Source organism: Ruminococcus sp. OA3, assembly GCF_022440845.1.
GTDB lineage: Bacteria > Bacillota > Clostridia > Lachnospirales > Lachnospiraceae > Ruminococcus_G.
On record NZ_JAKNTO010000001.1, the window covers coordinates 1741510 to 1759829 of the forward strand.

Genomic DNA, 18320 nt, shown 5'->3' on the forward strand with positions numbered 1-18320 from the left:
ACGGGCGCTGTAAGCTGCGGCTCCCGGCAAAACCACAAGGAGGTGGTACATATGCAGATTATACAGAAACCCGGATACACGGAACTTCTCGCAGACCCCGGCAAACTCATCGTAAAAGTCGGCACCACATCCCCCGGCAGTACAGCAATGGTGCTGGCGGTGTCTGACAGCCCGGATAACTATGAGGAGATTGACGAGCTGGCAGAAGGCTTGCCGGAGGAACCGGTGGAGCCTGAAGACCCGCCTTATGAGATTGTGCCGGATCCGGAGGGAAAGATTGATTATGAGACGGCGCAGAGGCTGATGAATGATATCGTGCTGTTGAAACAGCGGACGATGGAGTTGCAGGCTGATAATGAGATGCTGACAGAATGCCTGCTGGAAGTCAGCACAATGATTTATGATTAAGCCATTATTGTGCAGGCTATTATTCGGAAAGGAAGGTGAGACCATGATGGCGATGTTATGGGCACAGCAGATCATGCTGGGAAAGAGAACATATGACCAGGTGCCGCGATTGCTGAAAGAGAAAGTGAAAGAAATCCTGATCGACAGCGGGTGCGAGGATTTGGCACCGGAATGATGAGCAGGACCGGAGACGGTCTTATTTATTGGCAAAAACACGAAACGAGGACTAAGCATGTATATCGGAGCAGAACAGGTTATTATGGCAGGCAGTGTTATCGCAGCATTGTCTGCCATATTTGCGGTCATTTTTGCCGTGTACCGTTGGTATCTAAAACAGAATAGCCAGGACAGGGAGATTGAGAAGATGAAACAGGAGCAATGTCTGCTTACCTATGGAATTCTTGCCTGCCTGAAAGGGCTGAAAGAACAGGGCTGCAATGGGCCAGTATCAGAGGCTATTGACAGAATAGAGAAACACATCAACAAACAAGCACATGACCAGGAGGTATAAGTATGGATTTTACAGGTATTACAAGTGTGGTAGCAATTACGGTAATCTGTTTTTTGGTAGGACAGGTGATCAAAGCAACGGGGATTGATAACAAATGGATCCCGGTAATCGTAGGGGTAGCAGGTGGCTTTCTTGGAATTGCCGGTATGTTCATTATCCCAGATTTTCCGGCAGCGGATTACATAAACGCTGCAGCAGTCGGTATTGTGTCGGGGCTGGCATCCACCGGAGCAAATCAGATTTATAAACAGACTAAGAACACGGAGGGCGAGTAATCGTCCTCTTTTTAATTGCAGAGGTGCGGCCATGACAGAGCAGGAGATAGAGGATTTTGTACGATACCTGGATAAGGATACGCGCGGCTACTGTGTGGCACCCGATCAGCAGAATCCAGACTGTTGTGACTGCTATCTCTGCAGATTTACGTTTTTTAACCAGGTAAGAGAGGAGCTGAAAAGCTTATGAGCATTAATATAGAAGCCGAAAAACGGGCTTATAAACATTTTGTTGCTGCAGGCATGACACCGGCCGGCGCCTGCGGGTTGATCGGAAATCTGGAAGCGGAGTCTGATGGGTTTTGGTGTAATCGCCTGGAATACCTGTGCGTCAAACGCCTGAAAGAGCGCGGAAAGGTGTACACTGATACGAGTTATACGGCTGCGGTTGACAGTGGAAAGATTAGCTGCGAGGAATTTCTGCACCCGATCCCCGGCAAGCAGTATGGCTATGGGCTGGCACAATGGACAACCCCGGCGCGCAAGTCTGGATTGTACACGCGGGTGAAACAGAGAGGGGTGTCGATTGCGGACGAGGCTGTGCAACTTGACTATGTGCTGTACGAGCTGGAGCATGTGTTTCCGAGTGTCCTGAAAGTGCTGAAAACAGCAGCCAGTATTCGGACAGCATCGGATATCGTACTACGAAAATTTGAAGCACCGGCCGGGATCACGGAAGCTACATGTAAGAGCCGGGCAGCCAGAGGGCAGAAGTTTTATGATCATTATGTGAAGGGAGTAGCCATGACAAAACAAAATGCGATTGACAAGCTGATCAGCGTGGCGTCCGCAGAAGTCGGATACCTGGAAAAGAAGAGCAACAGCCAGCTGGACAGCAAAACAGCCAATGCGGGCAGCAACAATTACACCAAATATGCCAGGGATTACCGGACATTTGCGGGCGTCAACTACCAGGGACAGGCCTGGTGTGATATGTTTGTGGACTGGTGTTTTGTACAGGCATTTGGGAAGGAGAACGCAAGGGAACTGCTTGGCGGGGGATTCTCTGCCTATACACCGACCAGCGCCCAGTATTATAAAAATAAGAAGCAGTGGCATGCCGCGCCGCAGGCAGGGGACCAGGTCTTTTTCCATAATTCCAGCAGGATCTGCCATACCGGTATCGTGTACCGGGTATCCGGCAATACGGTGTATACGATCGAGGGCAATACGTCCGGGGCGTCCGGGGTGATTGCCAACGGCGGCGGGGTATGTAAAAAGTCGTATGCACTTGGCAACTCACGGGTCAGCGGTTACGGCCGGCCGGATTGGAGCCTGGTGACGGGGAGTGGGGTAGATGTACCGACAACACCGAAAGGAGATGCAGTATATATGTTCAGTATGAAAACAGTGAAAAGAGGAGAGACCGGCACTCATGTGCTGCTGGTACAGGAAATTTTAAGGGCCCGTGGTTATAAGGGCAAAGACGGCAAGGTCCTGGAGCTCGACCGGAGCTGCGGGGACAACACGGTCTATGCCATTACTGCTTATCAGAGAGACCGGGAGAAGCAGTCTCCGGGTATTTGTGGCGGTGTAGACGGTGTTGCAGGGGAGAAGACCCTGCGGGATCTGATCGCGCTTTAAGCCTGTCCTGTGATGGGCTTGAAATAGTCTTATCAGGGAGGAGGGAAGTGTGTAACTCGTTGACGTTGCAATTAGCAATCTAAGTTTCTGACGCTATATCTTGTAAAAACCCCCGGCTGCGCTATGCCGGGGGAAAAATCTTTATGCTCGCGGAATCAACAGAAAACCGCTCCCGCCTAACGGGTAGTACTAATCTCTCGACAAAATTCGACAAATGAAAGTCAAAAATTAACCAGCAATCAAAATGCTGGCAAATCAGTAAGATATGTACAGAGATAGAGGATCAGTTCTTTGGGAGAGGGTGGTTCAATTAGTTTTCGCTTTACGATCTGTTCCAGTTTCGTGTGATCACCATACTCCCAACAATCGCTGGAAGCTCTGGATATGCTTCTGGCAATCGATTTTACAGGCAGGCCGGTTTCCTGAGAGATCAACGGATACACCTGTCGTTCCAGATTGAGTCCCATGTAAAAAGGCAGTTGACAGCTGTAGTAAACCGCCAAAGCCAGACAATAATAGCTTCTGTGGCATGGATGTCCGGATATGGACTGAATCAGTGTAATAACATCTCTTAAAGTCATAAAGTTCTCCTCCCTTAGTGCATATGCTAACAATAATTTTACACTGACTCGACTAAAAATGGAGAAGAATAGACAAGAGTGGACGTAAAAAAAGAGATATGTAATATTAGGAGATAAAATCGCTGCGCTATGTGCCCTCAGATTTCCCACCCGGGGCTATTTTTATTTGCACAAAAAAACAGAACTAACAAATGGTTACGCGTCAATAGGCTCCAATTGCCGTTACACGTAATCATTCGTTGGTTCTATAGAAAGTATATTTTGTATTGGATACATTGTCAATAATAATCACTTCTTCTTGATTCAGTTCGCTAGGCCTCTTCAAGGATTTTCTGGCGCATCCGCTCTTTTGCTATCGAATTCTCTGGCAAGTCAATATTTTCGACTTCTTTTTCGATCCCCGCAGCCTCAGCCATGAATGCATCATGCATAGCATCGACCAGTGATTTACGTCTCTTTTTAAATAATTTCATTTAACCACCCCTGATTTAAGTGTAGCACAAGGGTACAAAAGGGTGATATGGTAAATAATGGAAAATAACATTCGGTTTAACTTTGCTTAGTCGTTATGGTCCCCAATTAGTCCCCAAACAAAAAATATCTGCCCGTGAGAGGACAGATATAAAAATAGATTTCCTGAAAACCCGCATAAATACAGGCTTTTCACAATGGAGTATACGGGATTCGAACCCGTGGCCTCAACAATGCGAATGTTGCGCGCTCCCAGCTGCGCCAATACCCCATAAGAGTAGTATAGCACGATACGGGAAAATTTCAATAAAATTATCAGCCTGTTTCGAGCCGGTGAAAAAGAATTTCAATAAATTCTCCGACCGTGGGACACTTTTCGAGACGACAGCCGGCGATCTCATGCAGAAATTCCCTGTTTCCGTGATCCCAGCAGGCGGCGACAACAGTGCGCAGAGCGTGCTCAACGCTGCTTCGGCTTTTGCCGTAATGAAGTGCAACATCACGGTAAAGATATTTCCAGATGTGAAGAAGATAATTCTCGTCTTTGAGACATAAAGTCATTGCATAGTGTAAATAATGATATCCGCAGTAAGTAGAGCGGATGCCAAGTTTTTGTATTAACTGTGTGATCCTGTCCATGATACCCTCTCTTTTATAAAACAAAGTTACCTATAATAAATCCGGATACCCGGCGAGATAACTGCAGAGATAGATGATAAGCTCTTTTGGGGAAGGCTTTTCAATAAGATGGCGGTTGGCAACCTTATCAAGGTTAACGTGATTTCCGTAATCCCAGCAGTCACAGACAGCACGGGAAATGCTGCGTGAAATAGACCTTACAGGAAGATTGGTTTCATTGGAGATCAAGGGATAAATTTGACGTTCGAGACAAATTCCGGAATAAACAGGGACCTGACAGCAATAATAGACAGCGAGAGCCAGATGATAATACCCCTTGCGGCAGGGATGGCCTGAAATAAACTGAATAAGCAGCAAAACGTCTTGCAGGGACACGACAACTACCTCCTTGATGTTAAACATTCTTTAGTATGCTGTAAATTAAAAAAATTTGGTAAAATAAGACATAACAAGACAAAATAAGTCGAAATAAGACGGATAATAACAAGAATTACGAAAAAAACAGTTGTTTATAACAATGGCAATACAAGAAAGGCGGAGGATGCCCCTTTCTGCTTATAACATAAATTTTAATTATGGTATTAAAAATTCCGGAATGCCGCTGGCATATGGAGCAATATCATACTGCTGATAATAAATTACAATCCCTTCCGGTTTCAGATAAAAATTTTCCGGCCGGAAGTTTTTCCTCAGAAGTTCAGCATAATTATCAAAATAAGAGGCGGGGGACGTGAGCAGGCGTTCTGCTGTCTGGCGTTCAAGCTCTTTAAAAAGTGTTTCCGGCGAAGTGGAAACCCGGGGATAAAAATCAGCGAGCTGAAGCTGTCTTCCGCTGCAGAAATCCCAGGTGTTGGATTTGCGCAGGGTTTCCCCGTGAGCGCCTCCCATAAAAGTATACTGATCAAAATATAAACTGGTGATACAGTTTATATTGTATGGAACCTGATATTTGACGATCAGTTCATAGCTGTTGAATGGAGGGCGGTTGCTGGGTATGTACCTGGCGTTCTCCACGGCACGCGGATAGAGTGTAGTGCGGCAGTAGAATTCAAGATCTTTAGCTGCGGAGGCGTAATATTCATTGATTTCCCGGGCTGCCTTCAGCCGGCACGAAGTAGAGAAAACAGGATAATTAATCTGGTAAACAAATACCGGAATATCGCGGTAGTACATTGTATTTTCCAGTGTCATATTTGAAATTGCCTGCATGATACCTCCGATTTATATTTTGGGTACTGCAATATTATATTATGACTTTAATCAGAAGATGCGACAAAAATGAAATACAAAAAATATCCCCCGGTCGGGCTTGTGGAGGTTTATCCAGAGTGTTAATATGTTAACACAAACCGTTGGAAGGAGAATGACATGAAAAAGAGATTGTTAGCGCTGTTATGCATTATGACGATGACAGCAGGAGTTTTAGCCGGATGCAGCGGCGGCAGTAAAGAAGGCACGGAGAGCAAACAGGAGGCAGGAAGCGCAGAAAAGCCGGAGGGGGATACTTCAGCGGAAGCAGATTCTGTCATTGTGACGATGCCCACGACATCAGAGCCAGAATCCGGATTTGACCCGGCATACGGATGGGGAGCCGGGGAACATGTACATGAGCCGCTCATCCAGAGTACGCTGACGACAACAACAAAAGATCTGAAGATCGGTAAAGATCTGGCGACAGATTATACGGTCAGCGAGGATGGACTTACCTGGACTGTGAAAATCCGTGATGATGTGAAATTCACAGACGGAGAGCCGCTGACAGCAGAAGATGTGGCATTTACCTATAATAATTGTAAAGAAAACAGCAGTGTAAACGATTTTACGATGCTGAAAGAAGCAGTGGCTGTAGATGATACAACCGTAGAATTCCACCTGGAAACACCGTTTTCAATCTGGCCGTATACGATGGCGATCGTCGGGATCGTACCGGAGCACGCATATGACAAAAATTACGGACAGAATCCGATTGGATCCGGGCGGTATATCATGAAACAGTGGGACAAGGGACAGCAGGTGATCTTTGAAGCAAATCCGGATTATTACGGGGATGAAGTCAAGATCAAAAAACTGACGGTGCTGTTTATGGATGAAGACGCGGCACTTGCTGCGGCAATGGCAGGACAGGTGGATGTGGCACACACCGCAGCTTCCTATGCGGATCAGGATATTTCAGATTACAGCCTCCTGCAGGTGGCATCCGTTGATAACAGAGGTTTTAACCTGCCGGCGGTACCGGCTGAAGAAAAAGACGGACAGACAGTTGGAAATGATGTTACTTCAGACATCGCGGTCCGCAGAGCGATCAACATTGGCATTGACCGTGAAGAAATGATCGAAAATGTGCTGGGCGGATACGGGACGGCAGCTTACAGTGTATGTGACAAACTGCCCTGGTATAACGCGGATGCGGAAGTGTCATATGATCAGGAAGCGGCGAAAAAGATTCTGGACGATGCCGGCTGGGTGGAAGGTTCTGATGGCATTCGTGAAAAAGACGGGGTGAAAGCAGAATTCACACTGATGTTCCACCCGGATGATTCTGTACGCCAGGCACTGGCAGAAGACACAGCCAATCAGCTGAAAGAGATCGGTATTTCTGTTAAGACGGAAGGCGCCGGCTGGGATGTAGCATATGACAGGGCACTTTCGGAACCACTGATGTGGGGATGGGGGGCACACACTCCAATGGAACTTTATAACATTTATCATACGATGAGTGAAACAGGTACTGCAGAGTACTCACCGTATGCTAATGAAACTGTGGATCAATATATGGATGAGGCGCTTCAGGCGGGAAGTCTGGAAGAATCATACGAACTGTGGCAGAAAGCTCAGTGGGACGGTACTTCCGGCATCACTCAGGAAGGAGATATTCCATGGATCTGGCTGTGCAATGTGGATCACCTCTATTACGTGAGAGACGGGCTGAAAGTGGCGGAACAGAAGATTCATCCTCATGGGCATGGATGGTCTATTGTAAATAATGTAGATCAGTGGGAATGGAGTAACTGACAGTGAAAAGCTACGGTATACGATTTATAGGAAAAAATTTCTTCAGAATGATACTGCTGTTGTTTGCAGTCAGCGTGGTGACTTTTACACTGGTCAGTGTATCACCGATTGATCCGCTGCAGGCAAATGTGGGTCAGGCAGCGCTGGGAGCGATGAGTCAGGAACAGAAAGAGAAGCTGGAATCTTACTGGGGTGTGGACGAACCCCCTGTGCAGCGGTATCTGAACTGGGCAAAAGATTTTATAAAGGGCGATATGGGAGATTCTCTCCTGTACCGCCAGCCTGTAACAGAGGTGATCGGAGTGAAGCTTGCCAATTCCATGATGCTGATGGTAATAGCCTGGATGATATCCGGGCTTTTGGGCTTTCTGCTGGGGATTCTCGCCGGTGTGTTCCGCGGAACGTGGATTGATAAGATTATCAAGGGGTATTCCCTGCTGATAGCCAGTACGCCGGTTTTCTGGCTGGCGCTGCTGCTCCTTCTTGTATTTGCGGTATGGCTTAAAGTGCTGCCAGTTGGCCTAAGCGTGCCGATCGGGGTGGAGGCTGCCGGTGTAACATTCCTCGACCGTATCCAGCATGCGATACTTCCGGCGCTTACCCTTTCTATCACGGGTGTTTCCAACATCACGCTCCATACCAGGGAGAAAATGATAGATGTTATGGAAAGCGATTATATGCTGTTCGCACAGGCACGTGGGGAGAGTAAAAAAAGCATGGTATGCCGGCATGGCCTGCGCAACATTATTCTTCCGGCGCTTACCCTCCAGTTTGCATCTATCAGTGAGATCATTGGTGGTTCCGTACTGGTCGAACAGGTATTTTCTTACCCGGGACTCGGACAGGCTGCTGTTGCCGCGGGCACAGGCAGTGATGTACCACTTTTGATGGGAATTACGCTTGTCACGGCAGCGATTGTATTTTCCGGTAATTTTATAGCAAATACATTGTACGGTGTGGTCGACCCCCGAATGAGAAAAGGAGGGACCGTATCATGAACCAGAGAAAAAAGACGATTATTATTTTTTCAGCGGCAGTGGTATTTCTTGTGTTGGTGGCGGCAGCCGGTGTGTTCTGTTACGATGCTGCCAGAGTGACAGATTTTTCCAGGAAGAATCTTGCGCCAGGTTTTACATATCTGTTTGGCACCGACTGGCTCGGCAGGGATATGCTGGCGAGGACCCTGACCGGGCTGTCCATCAGCATTCTGATCGGAGTAGCGGCAGCCGGGATCAGTGCTGTCATTGCATTTTTACTGGGAGTGATGGCGGCGGTCCTTGGAAATAAAGTTGACAGTGTGATCTCTTTTGTGATCGATATGATTATGGGGATTCCGCATATCCTGCTGCTGCTGCTGATTTCGTATGCGCTGGGAAAAGGGCTGAAAGGGGTTGTACTTGGAGTTGCTCTTACCCACTGGCCATCACTTGCGCGCGTCATCCGCGGAGAGGTGCTGCAGCTGAAGAACAGTCAGTATATCCAGATTGCCCATCGACTGGGACACAGCAAAATGAAGACTGCCATGAAGCATATGATGCCGCATCTGCTGCCTCAGTTTATCGTTGGGCTGATCCTGATGTTTCCGCATGCGATCCTGCATGAGGCCAGTATTACATTTTTAGGTTTTGGTCTTTCCTCTGAACAGCCGGCGATCGGAATTATCCTCTCGGAGAGCATGAAATATCTGATCACCGGAAAATGGTGGCTGGCTGTGCTGCCGGGTGTGATGCTGGTACTGACAGTTGTACTGTTTGATGTGGCTGGCAGCAGCCTTAGAAAGCTTCTGGACCCATCCAGTGCGCATGAATAAAGACGGGAGGTAAGTATGAGTTGTCTGAATAAGTGGCATATACTGGAGATCAGTAATCTCTCAGTATCGTTTAAACAGTATGACCGGGGAACCAGGCAGATTGACCTTCCGGTCATATCGGATCTGAATGTTTCCGTTCATGAAGGTGAGATCGTGGCGGTGGTGGGTGCGAGCGGTTCGGGAAAAAGCCTGCTGGCACATGCCATCCTCGGGATTTTGCCGGGGAATGCCAGTACCAGCGGAGAAATTTATTTTGAGCAGGAGCTTCTGACACAGAAGCGTAAGCAGCAGGTGAGGGGGAAAGAGATCGCACTGGTTCCGCAGAGCGTCAATTATCTGGACCCATTGATGAAGGTTGGAAAGCAGGTGCGCCAGGGCAAGAAAGGCGACGAGACCAAAAAAAAGCAGCAGGGACTGTTTAAAAAATATCGGTTGCAGGAAGATACACAGGATCTGTATCCGTTTGAGTGTTCAGGGGGCATGAGCAGAAGAATTCTCCTGAGTACCGCGCTCATGGGAAACCCGAGACTGATCATAGCGGATGAGCCGACACCTGGACTTGAGCTTTCACTTGCCAAAAAGGCGATGAAAGACTTCCGAAGTTTCGCTGATGAAGGAAACGGTGTACTGCTGATCACTCATGATATCGAACTGGCACTAAAGGTGGCTGACCGCATTGCAGTTTTTTATGCAGGGACGACGGTCGAAGAGGCTCTGGTTGAGGATTTTGAAGCGGAAGAAACACTGCGGCACCCGTATACGAAAGCTCTTTGGCGTGCAATGCCAAGAAATGGGTTTTCACCGATTACAGGAAATCAGCCTTATGTTAAAGAACTTCCGAAAGGATGCGTGTTCGGACCGCGCTGCCCGATGTTCTCAGAAGAATGTGAAGGGGAGATAACTTCCCGGATTGTACGCTGCGGAACCGTACGCTGCGTGAAATGCAAGGGTGAGGAGGGGCACAGCCATGAGTCTGCAAGCTAAAGACATTGTATTTTCATATCAGGAAGACGGTGAGCCTGTACTGAACCGTGTCAGCCTGGAGGTGGGACCGGAGGAGCGCATAGGCGTGACCGCTCCCAGCGGTTACGGAAAGACTACGCTGATGAAGATTATCGGAGGGTATATGCAGCCGGATTCGGGACAGGTCCTGATAGATGGCTGCCCCCTCCCGAAAAAAGGATACTGTCCCGTACAGATGATCTGGCAGCATCCTGAGAAATCAGTCAACCCCAGGCTGAAAATGGAAGCAGTACTGCAGGAAGGAGACCAGATAGAAGAACGTGTAGTCAGCGGGCTGGGTATTGAGCCGGATTGGCTCGGCAGGTATCCGCAGGAACTGTCCGGGGGTGAACTGCAGCGTTTTTGTATAGCCAGAGCTCTGGGCCGGGGAACCCGGTATCTGATCGCCGATGAAATCAGTACGATGCTGGATCTGATCACACAGGGGCAGATATGGAACTTTCTGCTTCAGGAAGTGAAGGAGAGGAAGATTGGAATGCTTGTTGTCAGCCACAGTCAGGAACTGCTTGATTATGTGTGCACCAGCCAGATACGGTTATGATGCAGAGTACACAGGGAGTCCGCGGGCAATTGCCCGCGGACTCCCTGTGTATGGTCATTATTTTAATTTTTTAACCGTGGTACTGCCAATTCGGTGGTTAAAGACTGAATGCACCTGGACGTGTATATCATCGGTTTCACATTCAAAACACTCCTCATCATTGGGGACCCTGCCGATGACGCTGCACAGGTATCCGCCATACGTGTCATAATCATCAACAGGAAGTTTTATACCCAGGCAGTCGGAAACATCGTCAAGCGAAGCGCAGCCCTGGATGCACCAGGTGTCATCACTGACCTGTTCGATGTCCGCCGGCTCTTCGGTCTCATACAGATCACCGACAATCTCTTCGATCAGGTCATGGACGGTTATGATTCCGCTCATCCCGCCATATTCATCCAGTACAACGGCAAAATAGATACGGGAATTTTTCATGTTCTGGAACAATACATTGGCTTTCATGCTCTCAGGCACAAAGTAGGGCTTGTCAAGTGCTGCATCCAGTACATGTTCACGCGTCCGGTTTTTAATCCGGAAATATTCTTTAGTATTTAAGATGCCGATAATATCGTCACTGCTCTCGCCACAGACAGGATAATAAGTGTGACGGCTGCTGTAGATCGTATCTTCCCATTTTTCGATATCGTCTGTTATGTACAGAGCGGTCACATCGATACGATGGGTACAGATCTGTTCTACAGAGATATCGTCGAATTCAAAAACATTCTGGATAATCTCATTTTCATGTATATCAATCGTTCCATCCTCGCTTCCCTCCATCAGCAGCATACGGATCTCCTCCTCCGATACCTTTTCATCGTCTTCATCCGGGTTGATTCCCATGACCCTTAGCACAACATTTGTTGATGCTGTGAGCAGCGCAACGAGAGGTGCAAATACCTTGGATACCCCGTACAGAAGATGTGACATCTTGAGCGAGAGTGAGTCGGCTTTTTTCATCGCGATCCGTTTCGGTACCAGTTCTCCGAATACCAGGCTGAAATATGAAAGAATCAGTGTTATAAGAAATACAGCCAGGGAGTTCAGAATATTTTTGGGGATGGGAACACCGGCACTGATGAGGACATCAACGAGAGGGCCTGCAAAATTGTCAGCGGCAAAAGCACTTCCCAACAGAGAGGCAAGCGTAATGGCAACCTGTATGGTGGCCAGAAAGCGTGCCGGCTGTTCGGTCAGGGATGATAGCTTTACTGCACGGGGATCGCCCTGCGCGGTGAGTAGTCTTAGTTTTGTTTCATTCATGGAAATAACGGCGATCTCTGCACTTGCAAAAGTCGCGTTTAAAATGATCAGGATAACCTGTAAAATAATTGCTCCAATCATTGTATTGGAAACCTCCTTGCTTTTTCGTAAATATGACATGTAAGAGAACATAAAAAGGCATAGTCTGTACTCCGGTTATGAAGTGCAGGCTATACCTCAGCTATCTAAAATACTGTATGGAACAGTCAATGTCATCATATGATAATAAGTAAGGAATGCTTCCCTGTGGCAATTGTCACTGTCGTCCATTTAAATTTATCACACCTTTCTTTTTGGTATATAACGTATCATATATTTTATGATATGTCAATATCCCGGAGGATGGGGAAATACTTGACATTACCCGCGAATATCTTATAATTTTAACATAGGTAAAACTGTAAAATGAAAGAGGAGGGGACTATGGCAAATTTCTGTACAAAATGCGGGAAACCGCTGATCAACGGACAACCCTGTGACTGCACGGGGCAAACAGCATCTGTTTGGAACTCACAGGAAGAGAAAATGACAGAAGTTTCGGCGCAGGATCAGCAGGATACCCGGGGGACAACGGGACAGGCGAACCATGATGCAAAAATTCCTGACGATGACGGGGGGGTATCCGAAAATCCGCAGAAAGACCAGGATAAGGAAAATCCATACCGGGAGAACTCGTATCGGGGGAATCCGTATGTGGGACCGCAGCCAGGGAATCCGTACCAGGGGAATCCATATCAGGGAACCCCATACCCGGGACCACAGCCAGGGAATCCGTACCAGGGGAATCCGTATCAGGGAACCCCATACACGGGACCGCAGCCAGGGAATCCGTACCAGGGAAATCCATACCAGGGGAATCCATATGGGGGACCACAGGGTAACTTCAACTCCCAGTGGTTTAATGAAAAAAAAGGTCAGTTCGTAAAGAATACAAAGAATATGTTCGCAGAGATCATTCCGCTGATATCCAGGCCGGAATCAACGATCAAAAAGATCAGTGACAGCAACAACAGTGTGATGGGGCTGGAGATGGTTGGGCTGAAGGCCCTGATCTGTTTTCTGGTCAGCCTCGTTGCCATATCGAAACTGAAAAGTATTTCCTATGGCGTAGTGGATATATCGATTCTGAAAGTGTTTCTCCTGATCATCATAGCTGCTTTTGGCGGAGCATATCTCCAGGCGGGAATCTTTAAGGGAACTGTTACTATGTTTGGAGGGAATACGACACTGCATAAAATGTTGTCTGCTGTCGGTGTATCTTCATTTGCTGACAGCGCGGGTATTTTGCTGACAGCGATATTTGCACTGGCATTCCCCAAATTTGCGGTGGTGCTGTTTTTGATATTTTCTGTGATCAGTTATCTGTTTTTCCTGAGAGGTTATGAACACGGAGTCAGGATGGAGCCGGACCGCAAACTTTACTGTCTGATAATCTCGCTGGTACTGACAGCTGCAGCTGTATGCCTGATACTGTATGTCTTTATTCCGATTATTGCGGATACCGGAACAAAGAATCTGATGAGTATGTTTCGGGGAATGATGTAAGACCCTTTGACAAGACGGAATTTTATGGTATGATACTAAAATAATAATGTAAAAAGCTGAGTCGCCCACCGAGCAGGCGGCTCAGTTCGCACCTGAGGAGGAAAACAAGTGGAAAAAGAAATGATTTCCAAAAATTTTATTGAGCAGATCATCGAGAAGGACCTGTCGGAAGGTTCATATGAAGAGATATGTACCAGATTTCCGCCGGAACCGAATGGTTACCTGCATATCGGACATGCCAAATCCATACTATTGAACTATGGACTTGCACAGGAATATCATGGGAAGTTTAATCTTCGTTTTGATGATACAAATCCTACCAAAGAGAAAGAGGAATTTGTAGATTCAATCAAAGAGGATGTCGCATGGCTGGGAGCTGACTGGGAGGATCGTCTGTTTCTCGCGTCCAATTATTTTCCGCAGATGTATGAGGCTGCAGTGAAGCTGATCAAAAAAGGCAGCGCATATGTCTGCGATCTGACTGCGGAGGAGATCAGAGAATACCGCGGAACGCTGACGGAGCCTGGGAAAAACAGCCCGTACAGAGAAAGAAGTGTAGAAGAGAATCTGAAGCTGTTCCTGGAGATGAAAGAAGGAAAATATCAGGACGGTGAAAAAGTACTGCGTGCAAAAATCGATATGTCCTCCCCGAACATCAATATGAGAGATCCGATCCTTTACCGGGTAACGCATATGACGCATCATAATACAGGAGATGCGTGGTGTATTTATCCGATGTATGATTTCGCACATCCGATAGAAGATGCACTGGAAGGAGTGACTCATTCCCTGTGTACCCTGGAATTCGAAGACCACAGACCCCTGTATGACTGGGTGGTTCAGGAGTTGGGGTACGAAAAACCTCCGAAACAGATTGAATTTGCCAAGTTATATCTTACCAACGTTGTGACGGGAAAGCGCTATATAAAAAAACTGGTAGAGGATGGCATTGTAGATGGCTGGGACGATCCGCGTCTCGTGTCGATCGCGGCGCTTAGAAGAAGGGGGTTTACGCCGGAATCTATCCGCATGTTCGTTGAACTCTGCGGAGTATCAAAAGCGAACAGCTCAGTAGATTATGCGATGCTTGAATACTGTATCCGTGAGGATCTCAAGATGAAGCGGCCGCGTATGATGGCGATTCTGGATCCGATCAAACTTGTGATCGACAACTATCCGGAAGATCAGGTGGAATATTTTGACGTCTCCAATAATATGGAAAATGAAGAACTTGGCACCAGAAAAGTTCCGTTTTCAAAGGAGCTGTATATTGAGCGCGAAGATTTCATGGAGGAGCCGCCTAGAAAATACTTCCGGCTGTTTCCGGGAAATGAAGTTCGTCTGATGAATGCATATTTTGTAAAATGCGAAAGCTACGTTAAGGATGAAAACGGCCGTGTGACGGAAGTACACTGCACATATGATCCTGAGACAAGAAGCGGAAGCGGTTTTACAGGCAGAAAAGTAAAAGGCACGATTCACTGGGTTGCCGCTGCGACTGCAGTCAAAGCAGAAGTGCGCCTGTATGAAAATATCATTGATGAAGAAAAAGGGGTATACAATGAAGACGGAACCCTGAATCTGAATCCGAATTCCCTGACAGTCTTAAAAGACTGCTATCTGGAGCCTGCACTTACAGAAGCGAAAGCGTACGACAGTTTTCAGTTTGTGAGAAACGGATATTTCTGTGTGGATGTAAAAGACTCGAAGAAGGATAAGCCTGTATTTAACCGTATCGTTTCTCTGAAAAGTTCATTCAAGCTGCCGAAATAAGAGGGTGAAGGATGAAAGAGCTGACCATATCGCTGGATGGGGAGATTAAAACTCCGCTGTATGAACAGATCTATCAATACCTGAAAATGGAAATCCAAAAGAGGCAGATACTCCCGGGGGAGTGTCTGCCTTCTACGCGTGCACTGAGCCGCCATCTGCAGGTCAGCAGGAGCACCGTGGACCTTGCCTATATGCAGCTGATATCGGAAGGTTATATAGAATCGGTTCCGTACAGGGGATACTTTGTGTGTGAACTTGAAGGCGTGTATCAGTTTAATGAAGAAGAGATCATGCAGGACGAAAAGAAGCCGGGAAAGCTGAGAGAATACGTTTATGATTTCGCAGTCAATGGTATTGATGCGCAGGGCTTTCCACAGAATCAGTGGAGAAAAATCTCAAAGGAAATCCTTCAGCAGGACGACATATCGTTGTTTCAGCTGGGAGATCCACAGGGAGAATGGGAACTTCGTCAGGTCCTGGCATCCTATCTGCATCATGCCCGGGGCGTACACTGTACACCGGGACAGATTATCGTGGGTGCCGGAAACGATTATCTTCTGATGCTGCTGAGGGTGATCCTGGGGCAGCACCATGTGATCGCTATGGAAAATCCAACGTATAAGAGTGCGTATCGGGGATTTTTGGAACTGGAATATCAGGTATGCAGCATACCCATGGATGATGCAGGCATGAAGATCGACGAACTGGAGAAAAGCGGGGCGGATATTGCTTACGTAATGCCGTCTCACCAGTTCCCCATGGGAAATGTCATGCCGGTTAAACGGCGCATGCAGTTACTTTCGTGGGCGGATGAGGTCAGGGAGCGTTACATCATTGAAGATGATTACGACAGTGAATTCCGATACCGCGGAAAACCCATCCCTGCGCTGCAGGGATACGACGGTCATCAGAATGTGATCTATCTTGGAACCTTTTCCAAATCCATTGCCCCTGCGATACGTATCAGTTACATGGTTCTTCCTGAGAAGCTGGCAGAACGGTATGGGCAGCGAGGAAGCAATTTTTCTGCTACAGTTTCAAAAGTAGACCAGAGGATTATCGAGCAGCTGATCCGTGACGGGCATTACGAGCGCCATTTGAATCGGATGCGGGCACTGTATAAAGGCAAACATGACGTTCTGCTTGCAGAACTGAAACAGATGACGGATATCTGTCAGGTGTTTGGGGAAAATGCAGGGGTTCATGTAGGACTTACATTCACCAGTGGAATGACGGAACAGGAAGCCGTGGAGCGGGCTGCGAAGCAGGGCGTTCGTATCTATGGTCTTTCAGCCTATGATACCGCAGGAAGTATGACTGCGGACGAATCCCAGACGGTGATTCTGGGGTATGCGACACTGTCGGAGGAGGAAATCCGGGAGGGGATAGACAGGCTTTGCAAGGCATGGAAATAGATTACAGAAGAGGCTGATTTCAAATGACGAAATCAGCCTCTTCCTTCGTAGTGCTGCTTATATGGTTTCTGAGGTATTCTCTGCTTCTTTTTCTGCTTTTTCAACAGCCTCTTTCACGGCTTCTTCTGCCGCTTTTTCAGGATGCTCATCCTGGGCAGCCGCCGCATCGCCGGAGATCGTTGTATAACTTCGGCCGGTGTCGGCACATCCGGGACAGGAGTCAAAATCATCCTCTCCTTCCTCGAACAGGTCATCATCCTCTTTTTCAAATTTTTTGAAAAAAATAATGAGCCCGCCGATAGCGGCACCGATTAATGCAAGGCATGCCAGTTTTTTTATGACATTGTTTTTGCACATAGCAATCATTCTCCTTTTTTATAACCTGAATTTAAAATCATTGTAATACTTTTCTGTAAAAAAAGAAAGCATAAAGTAAAAAAAACTGAAAATCGGTTGCGGCACCGATTTGAGCGGGGTATACTTAAAGCGTATGCTTTTTTTTGAATTTTAAACAAAAATGCGCGAAAAAGGAGAACATGGATGTACAAAGCATGTTTATTTGATTTGGATGGAACACTATTGGATACCGTAGAGTCTATTGCGCATGTGGCGAATCAGGTGCTGGCACATTATGGCCTGGGACCGGTTCCGGTGGAACTTTTCAATTATTTTGCCGGCGATGGTGCAGATGAACTGATCAGGCGCTGCTTTGTCAGGACTGGCGGGAATCTGTCATACCTCGATGAGGCAAGGCAGATGTACCGGGATTTATTCGCGGAAGATCCGCTTTACCATGTAAGTGCGTATATCGGAATGCCGGAAACACTGCTTAAGCTGAAAGATCGCGGGGTACGTCTGGCGGTCTGTACGAATAAGCCGCATACTGCTGCCGTAGGAGCAATTCACGGAATATACGGGGATGGTCTGTTTGATGTGATTCAGGGACAGATGCCGAGCATACCTCGGAAACCTGCGCCTGACAGTGCACTGCTGATCGCGCACAGACTGGGAGTGAAGCCGGAAGAATGCATGTATGTAGGGGATACGGACACAGATATGAAGACCGGCAACAGGGCCTGTATGCTGACGATCGGAGTCCTCTGGGGATTCAGGGAACGTAAGGAACTGGAAGAAAACCATGCGCATTATATCATTGAACGACCGGAAGAGTTACTGGATATACAAAGGAAAAGGGGGAAATATCATGCAGAGTTACAGTGAAGAATGTCTGGAAGTATTTTTGAAAAAGCAGTCACAGCTTTTTGATGAACCGGTGGCCGGAACAATAGCGGAGGCCGAGGCGTTTCTGGAGGACTGCATGGCTGTCATAGTTGATTCTATCCGGGAGGTACGAGACTATATGGATGAATCCGGCATGGACGTGCAGGATATGACAGATGATGAGCTGAGAGAGGCCAGTGAAGTATTTGAGCTGCCAGACGGAAAATATCTGATTGTAGAAGGGTAAA

General features: G+C 47.4%; 23 protein-coding genes and 1 tRNA gene. 16 read left to right on the forward strand and 8 right to left on the reverse strand.

The genetic code is table 11. The annotated features are described in order from the left end of the window. Positions 1-51: 51 nt before the first annotated feature. From MCG98_RS07925 to MCG98_RS07945, 6 genes are read left to right on the forward strand one after another with little or no spacing between them, the layout of a single operon-like run. A complete protein-coding gene (locus MCG98_RS07925; RefSeq protein ID WP_240301485.1) occupies positions 52-408 on the forward strand; it encodes a hypothetical protein in 357 nt (118 codons plus the stop codon). A 43-nt stretch (positions 409-451) separates the two neighbouring features. Then, positions 452-583 carry a CD1375 family protein gene (locus MCG98_RS18840; RefSeq protein WP_275891317.1) on the forward strand — a complete coding sequence of 44 codons (132 nt, stop codon included), beginning with the start codon at positions 452-454 and terminating at the stop codon, positions 581-583. Positions 584-640: 57 nt separating this feature from the next. After that, complete coding sequence (locus MCG98_RS07930; protein ID WP_240301486.1) at positions 641-919, forward strand: branched-chain amino acid ABC transporter permease; 279 nt, start codon at positions 641-643, stop codon at positions 917-919. A 2-nt stretch (positions 920-921) separates the two neighbouring features. Next, on the forward strand, positions 922-1194 hold the full coding sequence (locus MCG98_RS07935) for a phage holin family protein (protein ID WP_240301487.1): 273 nt from the start codon (positions 922-924) through the stop codon (positions 1192-1194). A gap of 31 nt (positions 1195-1225) precedes the next feature. Beyond that, a complete protein-coding gene (locus MCG98_RS07940) occupies positions 1226-1384 on the forward strand; it encodes a hypothetical protein (protein WP_240301488.1) in 159 nt (52 codons plus the stop codon). Next, positions 1381-2778: a phage tail tip lysozyme gene (locus MCG98_RS07945; RefSeq protein WP_240301489.1), complete on the forward strand. Its 1398-nt coding sequence runs from the start codon at positions 1381-1383 to the stop codon at positions 2776-2778. The genes MCG98_RS07940 and MCG98_RS07945 overlap by 4 nt, the downstream gene beginning before the upstream one ends. A gap of 239 nt (positions 2779-3017) precedes the next feature. Here MCG98_RS07945 and MCG98_RS07950 read toward each other — a convergent pair whose 3' ends face one another. The 6 genes from MCG98_RS07950 to MCG98_RS07975 all read right to left on the reverse strand — a co-directional run bounded on the left by MCG98_RS07950 (position 3018) and on the right by MCG98_RS07975 (position 5678). Further along, a complete protein-coding gene (locus tag MCG98_RS07950; RefSeq protein ID WP_240286204.1) occupies positions 3018-3359 on the reverse strand; it encodes a sporulation initiation factor Spo0A C-terminal domain-containing protein in 342 nt (113 codons plus the stop codon). A 311-nt stretch (positions 3360-3670) separates the two neighbouring features. Then, positions 3671-3832: a hypothetical protein gene (locus MCG98_RS07955; RefSeq protein WP_240301490.1), complete on the reverse strand. Its 162-nt coding sequence runs from the start codon at positions 3830-3832 to the stop codon at positions 3671-3673. A gap of 196 nt (positions 3833-4028) precedes the next feature. Then, positions 4029-4101: transfer RNA gene (locus tag MCG98_RS07960), tRNA-Ala, on the reverse strand. A gap of 44 nt (positions 4102-4145) precedes the next feature. After that, positions 4146-4469 carry a sporulation initiation factor Spo0A C-terminal domain-containing protein gene (locus MCG98_RS07965; protein WP_240301491.1) on the reverse strand — a complete coding sequence of 108 codons (324 nt, stop codon included), beginning with the start codon at positions 4467-4469 and terminating at the stop codon, positions 4146-4148. Positions 4470-4499: 30 nt separating this feature from the next. Beyond that, positions 4500-4844, reverse strand: a complete 345-nt coding sequence (locus MCG98_RS07970) for a sporulation initiation factor Spo0A C-terminal domain-containing protein (RefSeq protein WP_240301492.1) — start codon at positions 4842-4844, stop codon at positions 4500-4502. A gap of 198 nt (positions 4845-5042) precedes the next feature. After that, entirely contained in the window at positions 5043-5678 is a 636-nt protein-coding gene (locus MCG98_RS07975; RefSeq protein ID WP_240301493.1) for a DUF3298 and DUF4163 domain-containing protein, read from the reverse strand. Between the two features lie 159 nt (positions 5679-5837). On the opposite strand from MCG98_RS07975, the gene MCG98_RS07980 reads away from it, so the two are divergent. From MCG98_RS07980 to MCG98_RS08000, 5 genes are read left to right on the forward strand one after another with little or no spacing between them, the layout of a single operon-like run. Beyond that, positions 5838-7481, forward strand: a complete 1644-nt coding sequence (locus MCG98_RS07980) for an ABC transporter substrate-binding protein (RefSeq protein WP_240301494.1) — start codon at positions 5838-5840, stop codon at positions 7479-7481. Positions 7482-7528: 47 nt separating this feature from the next. After that, a complete protein-coding gene (locus MCG98_RS07985) occupies positions 7529-8479 on the forward strand; it encodes an ABC transporter permease (protein WP_240303394.1) in 951 nt (316 codons plus the stop codon). Continuing rightward, positions 8476-9291, forward strand: coding sequence for an ABC transporter permease (locus tag MCG98_RS07990; protein WP_240301495.1), 816 nt, complete (start codon positions 8476-8478; stop codon positions 9289-9291). The genes MCG98_RS07985 and MCG98_RS07990 overlap by 4 nt, the downstream gene beginning before the upstream one ends. 15 nt (positions 9292-9306) lie before the next feature. Continuing rightward, positions 9307-10275: an ABC transporter ATP-binding protein gene (locus MCG98_RS07995; protein WP_240301496.1), complete on the forward strand. Its 969-nt coding sequence runs from the start codon at positions 9307-9309 to the stop codon at positions 10273-10275. Next, positions 10259-10855 carry an ATP-binding cassette domain-containing protein gene (locus MCG98_RS08000; protein ID WP_240301497.1) on the forward strand — a complete coding sequence of 199 codons (597 nt, stop codon included), beginning with the start codon at positions 10259-10261 and terminating at the stop codon, positions 10853-10855. The genes MCG98_RS07995 and MCG98_RS08000 overlap by 17 nt, the downstream gene beginning before the upstream one ends. A gap of 57 nt (positions 10856-10912) precedes the next feature. On the opposite strand, the gene MCG98_RS08005 is transcribed toward MCG98_RS08000, so the two are convergent. Beyond that, positions 10913-12199 carry a hemolysin family protein gene (locus MCG98_RS08005; protein ID WP_240301498.1) on the reverse strand — a complete coding sequence of 429 codons (1287 nt, stop codon included), beginning with the start codon at positions 12197-12199 and terminating at the stop codon, positions 10913-10915. A 342-nt stretch (positions 12200-12541) separates the two neighbouring features. Between MCG98_RS08005 and MCG98_RS08010 the strand changes: the two genes are divergently transcribed. From MCG98_RS08010 to MCG98_RS08020, 3 genes are all read left to right on the forward strand, one after another. After that, positions 12542-13663: a YIP1 family protein gene (locus MCG98_RS08010; protein WP_240301499.1), complete on the forward strand. Its 1122-nt coding sequence runs from the start codon at positions 12542-12544 to the stop codon at positions 13661-13663. A gap of 108 nt (positions 13664-13771) precedes the next feature. Then, positions 13772-15436, forward strand: a complete 1665-nt coding sequence (locus MCG98_RS08015) for a glutamine--tRNA ligase/YqeY domain fusion protein (RefSeq protein ID WP_240301500.1) — start codon at positions 13772-13774, stop codon at positions 15434-15436. Positions 15437-15447: 11 nt separating this feature from the next. After that, a complete protein-coding gene (locus MCG98_RS08020; RefSeq protein WP_240301501.1) occupies positions 15448-16851 on the forward strand; it encodes a PLP-dependent aminotransferase family protein in 1404 nt (467 codons plus the stop codon). A 57-nt stretch (positions 16852-16908) separates the two neighbouring features. On the opposite strand, the gene MCG98_RS08025 is transcribed toward MCG98_RS08020, so the two are convergent. Next, positions 16909-17208, reverse strand: coding sequence for a hypothetical protein (locus tag MCG98_RS08025; protein WP_240301502.1), 300 nt, complete (start codon positions 17206-17208; stop codon positions 16909-16911). A gap of 183 nt (positions 17209-17391) precedes the next feature. Between MCG98_RS08025 and MCG98_RS08030 the strand changes: the two genes are divergently transcribed. Next, a complete protein-coding gene (locus MCG98_RS08030; protein ID WP_240301503.1) occupies positions 17392-18072 on the forward strand; it encodes an HAD family hydrolase in 681 nt (226 codons plus the stop codon). Next, positions 18056-18319, forward strand: a complete 264-nt coding sequence (locus MCG98_RS08035; protein ID WP_240301504.1) for a glyoxalase — start codon at positions 18056-18058, stop codon at positions 18317-18319. The genes MCG98_RS08030 and MCG98_RS08035 overlap by 17 nt, the downstream gene beginning before the upstream one ends. The last annotated feature ends 1 nt before the right edge of the window (position 18320 follow it).

Coding starts and splice junctions, on each gene's coding strand:
- MCG98_RS07925 (WP_240301485.1), top strand. CDS start 52: ATGCAGATTATACAGAAACCCGGATACACGGAACTTCTCGCAGACCCC.
- MCG98_RS18840 (WP_275891317.1), top strand. CDS start 452: ATGATGGCGATGTTATGGGCACAGCAGATCATGCTGGGAAAGAGAACA.
- MCG98_RS07930 (WP_240301486.1), top strand. CDS start 641: ATGTATATCGGAGCAGAACAGGTTATTATGGCAGGCAGTGTTATCGCA.
- MCG98_RS07935 (WP_240301487.1), top strand. CDS start 922: ATGGATTTTACAGGTATTACAAGTGTGGTAGCAATTACGGTAATCTGT.
- MCG98_RS07940 (WP_240301488.1), top strand. CDS start 1,226: ATGACAGAGCAGGAGATAGAGGATTTTGTACGATACCTGGATAAGGAT.
- MCG98_RS07945 (WP_240301489.1), top strand. CDS start 1,381: ATGAGCATTAATATAGAAGCCGAAAAACGGGCTTATAAACATTTTGTT.
- MCG98_RS07950 (WP_240286204.1), bottom strand. CDS start 3,359: ATGACTTTAAGAGATGTTATTACACTGATTCAGTCCATATCCGGACAT.
- MCG98_RS07955 (WP_240301490.1), bottom strand. CDS start 3,832: ATGAAATTATTTAAAAAGAGACGTAAATCACTGGTCGATGCTATGCAT.
- MCG98_RS07965 (WP_240301491.1), bottom strand. CDS start 4,469: ATGGACAGGATCACACAGTTAATACAAAAACTTGGCATCCGCTCTACT.
- MCG98_RS07975 (WP_240301493.1), bottom strand. CDS start 5,678: ATGCAGGCAATTTCAAATATGACACTGGAAAATACAATGTACTACCGC.
- MCG98_RS07980 (WP_240301494.1), top strand. CDS start 5,838: ATGAAAAAGAGATTGTTAGCGCTGTTATGCATTATGACGATGACAGCA.
- MCG98_RS07985 (WP_240303394.1), top strand. CDS start 7,529: ATGATACTGCTGTTGTTTGCAGTCAGCGTGGTGACTTTTACACTGGTC.
- MCG98_RS07990 (WP_240301495.1), top strand. CDS start 8,476: ATGAACCAGAGAAAAAAGACGATTATTATTTTTTCAGCGGCAGTGGTA.
- MCG98_RS07995 (WP_240301496.1), top strand. CDS start 9,307: ATGAGTTGTCTGAATAAGTGGCATATACTGGAGATCAGTAATCTCTCA.
- MCG98_RS08000 (WP_240301497.1), top strand. CDS start 10,259: ATGAGTCTGCAAGCTAAAGACATTGTATTTTCATATCAGGAAGACGGT.
- MCG98_RS08005 (WP_240301498.1), bottom strand. CDS start 12,199: ATGATTGGAGCAATTATTTTACAGGTTATCCTGATCATTTTAAACGCG.
- MCG98_RS08010 (WP_240301499.1), top strand. CDS start 12,542: ATGGCAAATTTCTGTACAAAATGCGGGAAACCGCTGATCAACGGACAA.
- MCG98_RS08020 (WP_240301501.1), top strand. CDS start 15,448: ATGAAAGAGCTGACCATATCGCTGGATGGGGAGATTAAAACTCCGCTG.
- MCG98_RS08025 (WP_240301502.1), bottom strand. CDS start 17,208: ATGTGCAAAAACAATGTCATAAAAAAACTGGCATGCCTTGCATTAATC.
- MCG98_RS08030 (WP_240301503.1), top strand. CDS start 17,392: ATGTACAAAGCATGTTTATTTGATTTGGATGGAACACTATTGGATACC.
- MCG98_RS08035 (WP_240301504.1), top strand. CDS start 18,056: ATGCAGAGTTACAGTGAAGAATGTCTGGAAGTATTTTTGAAAAAGCAG.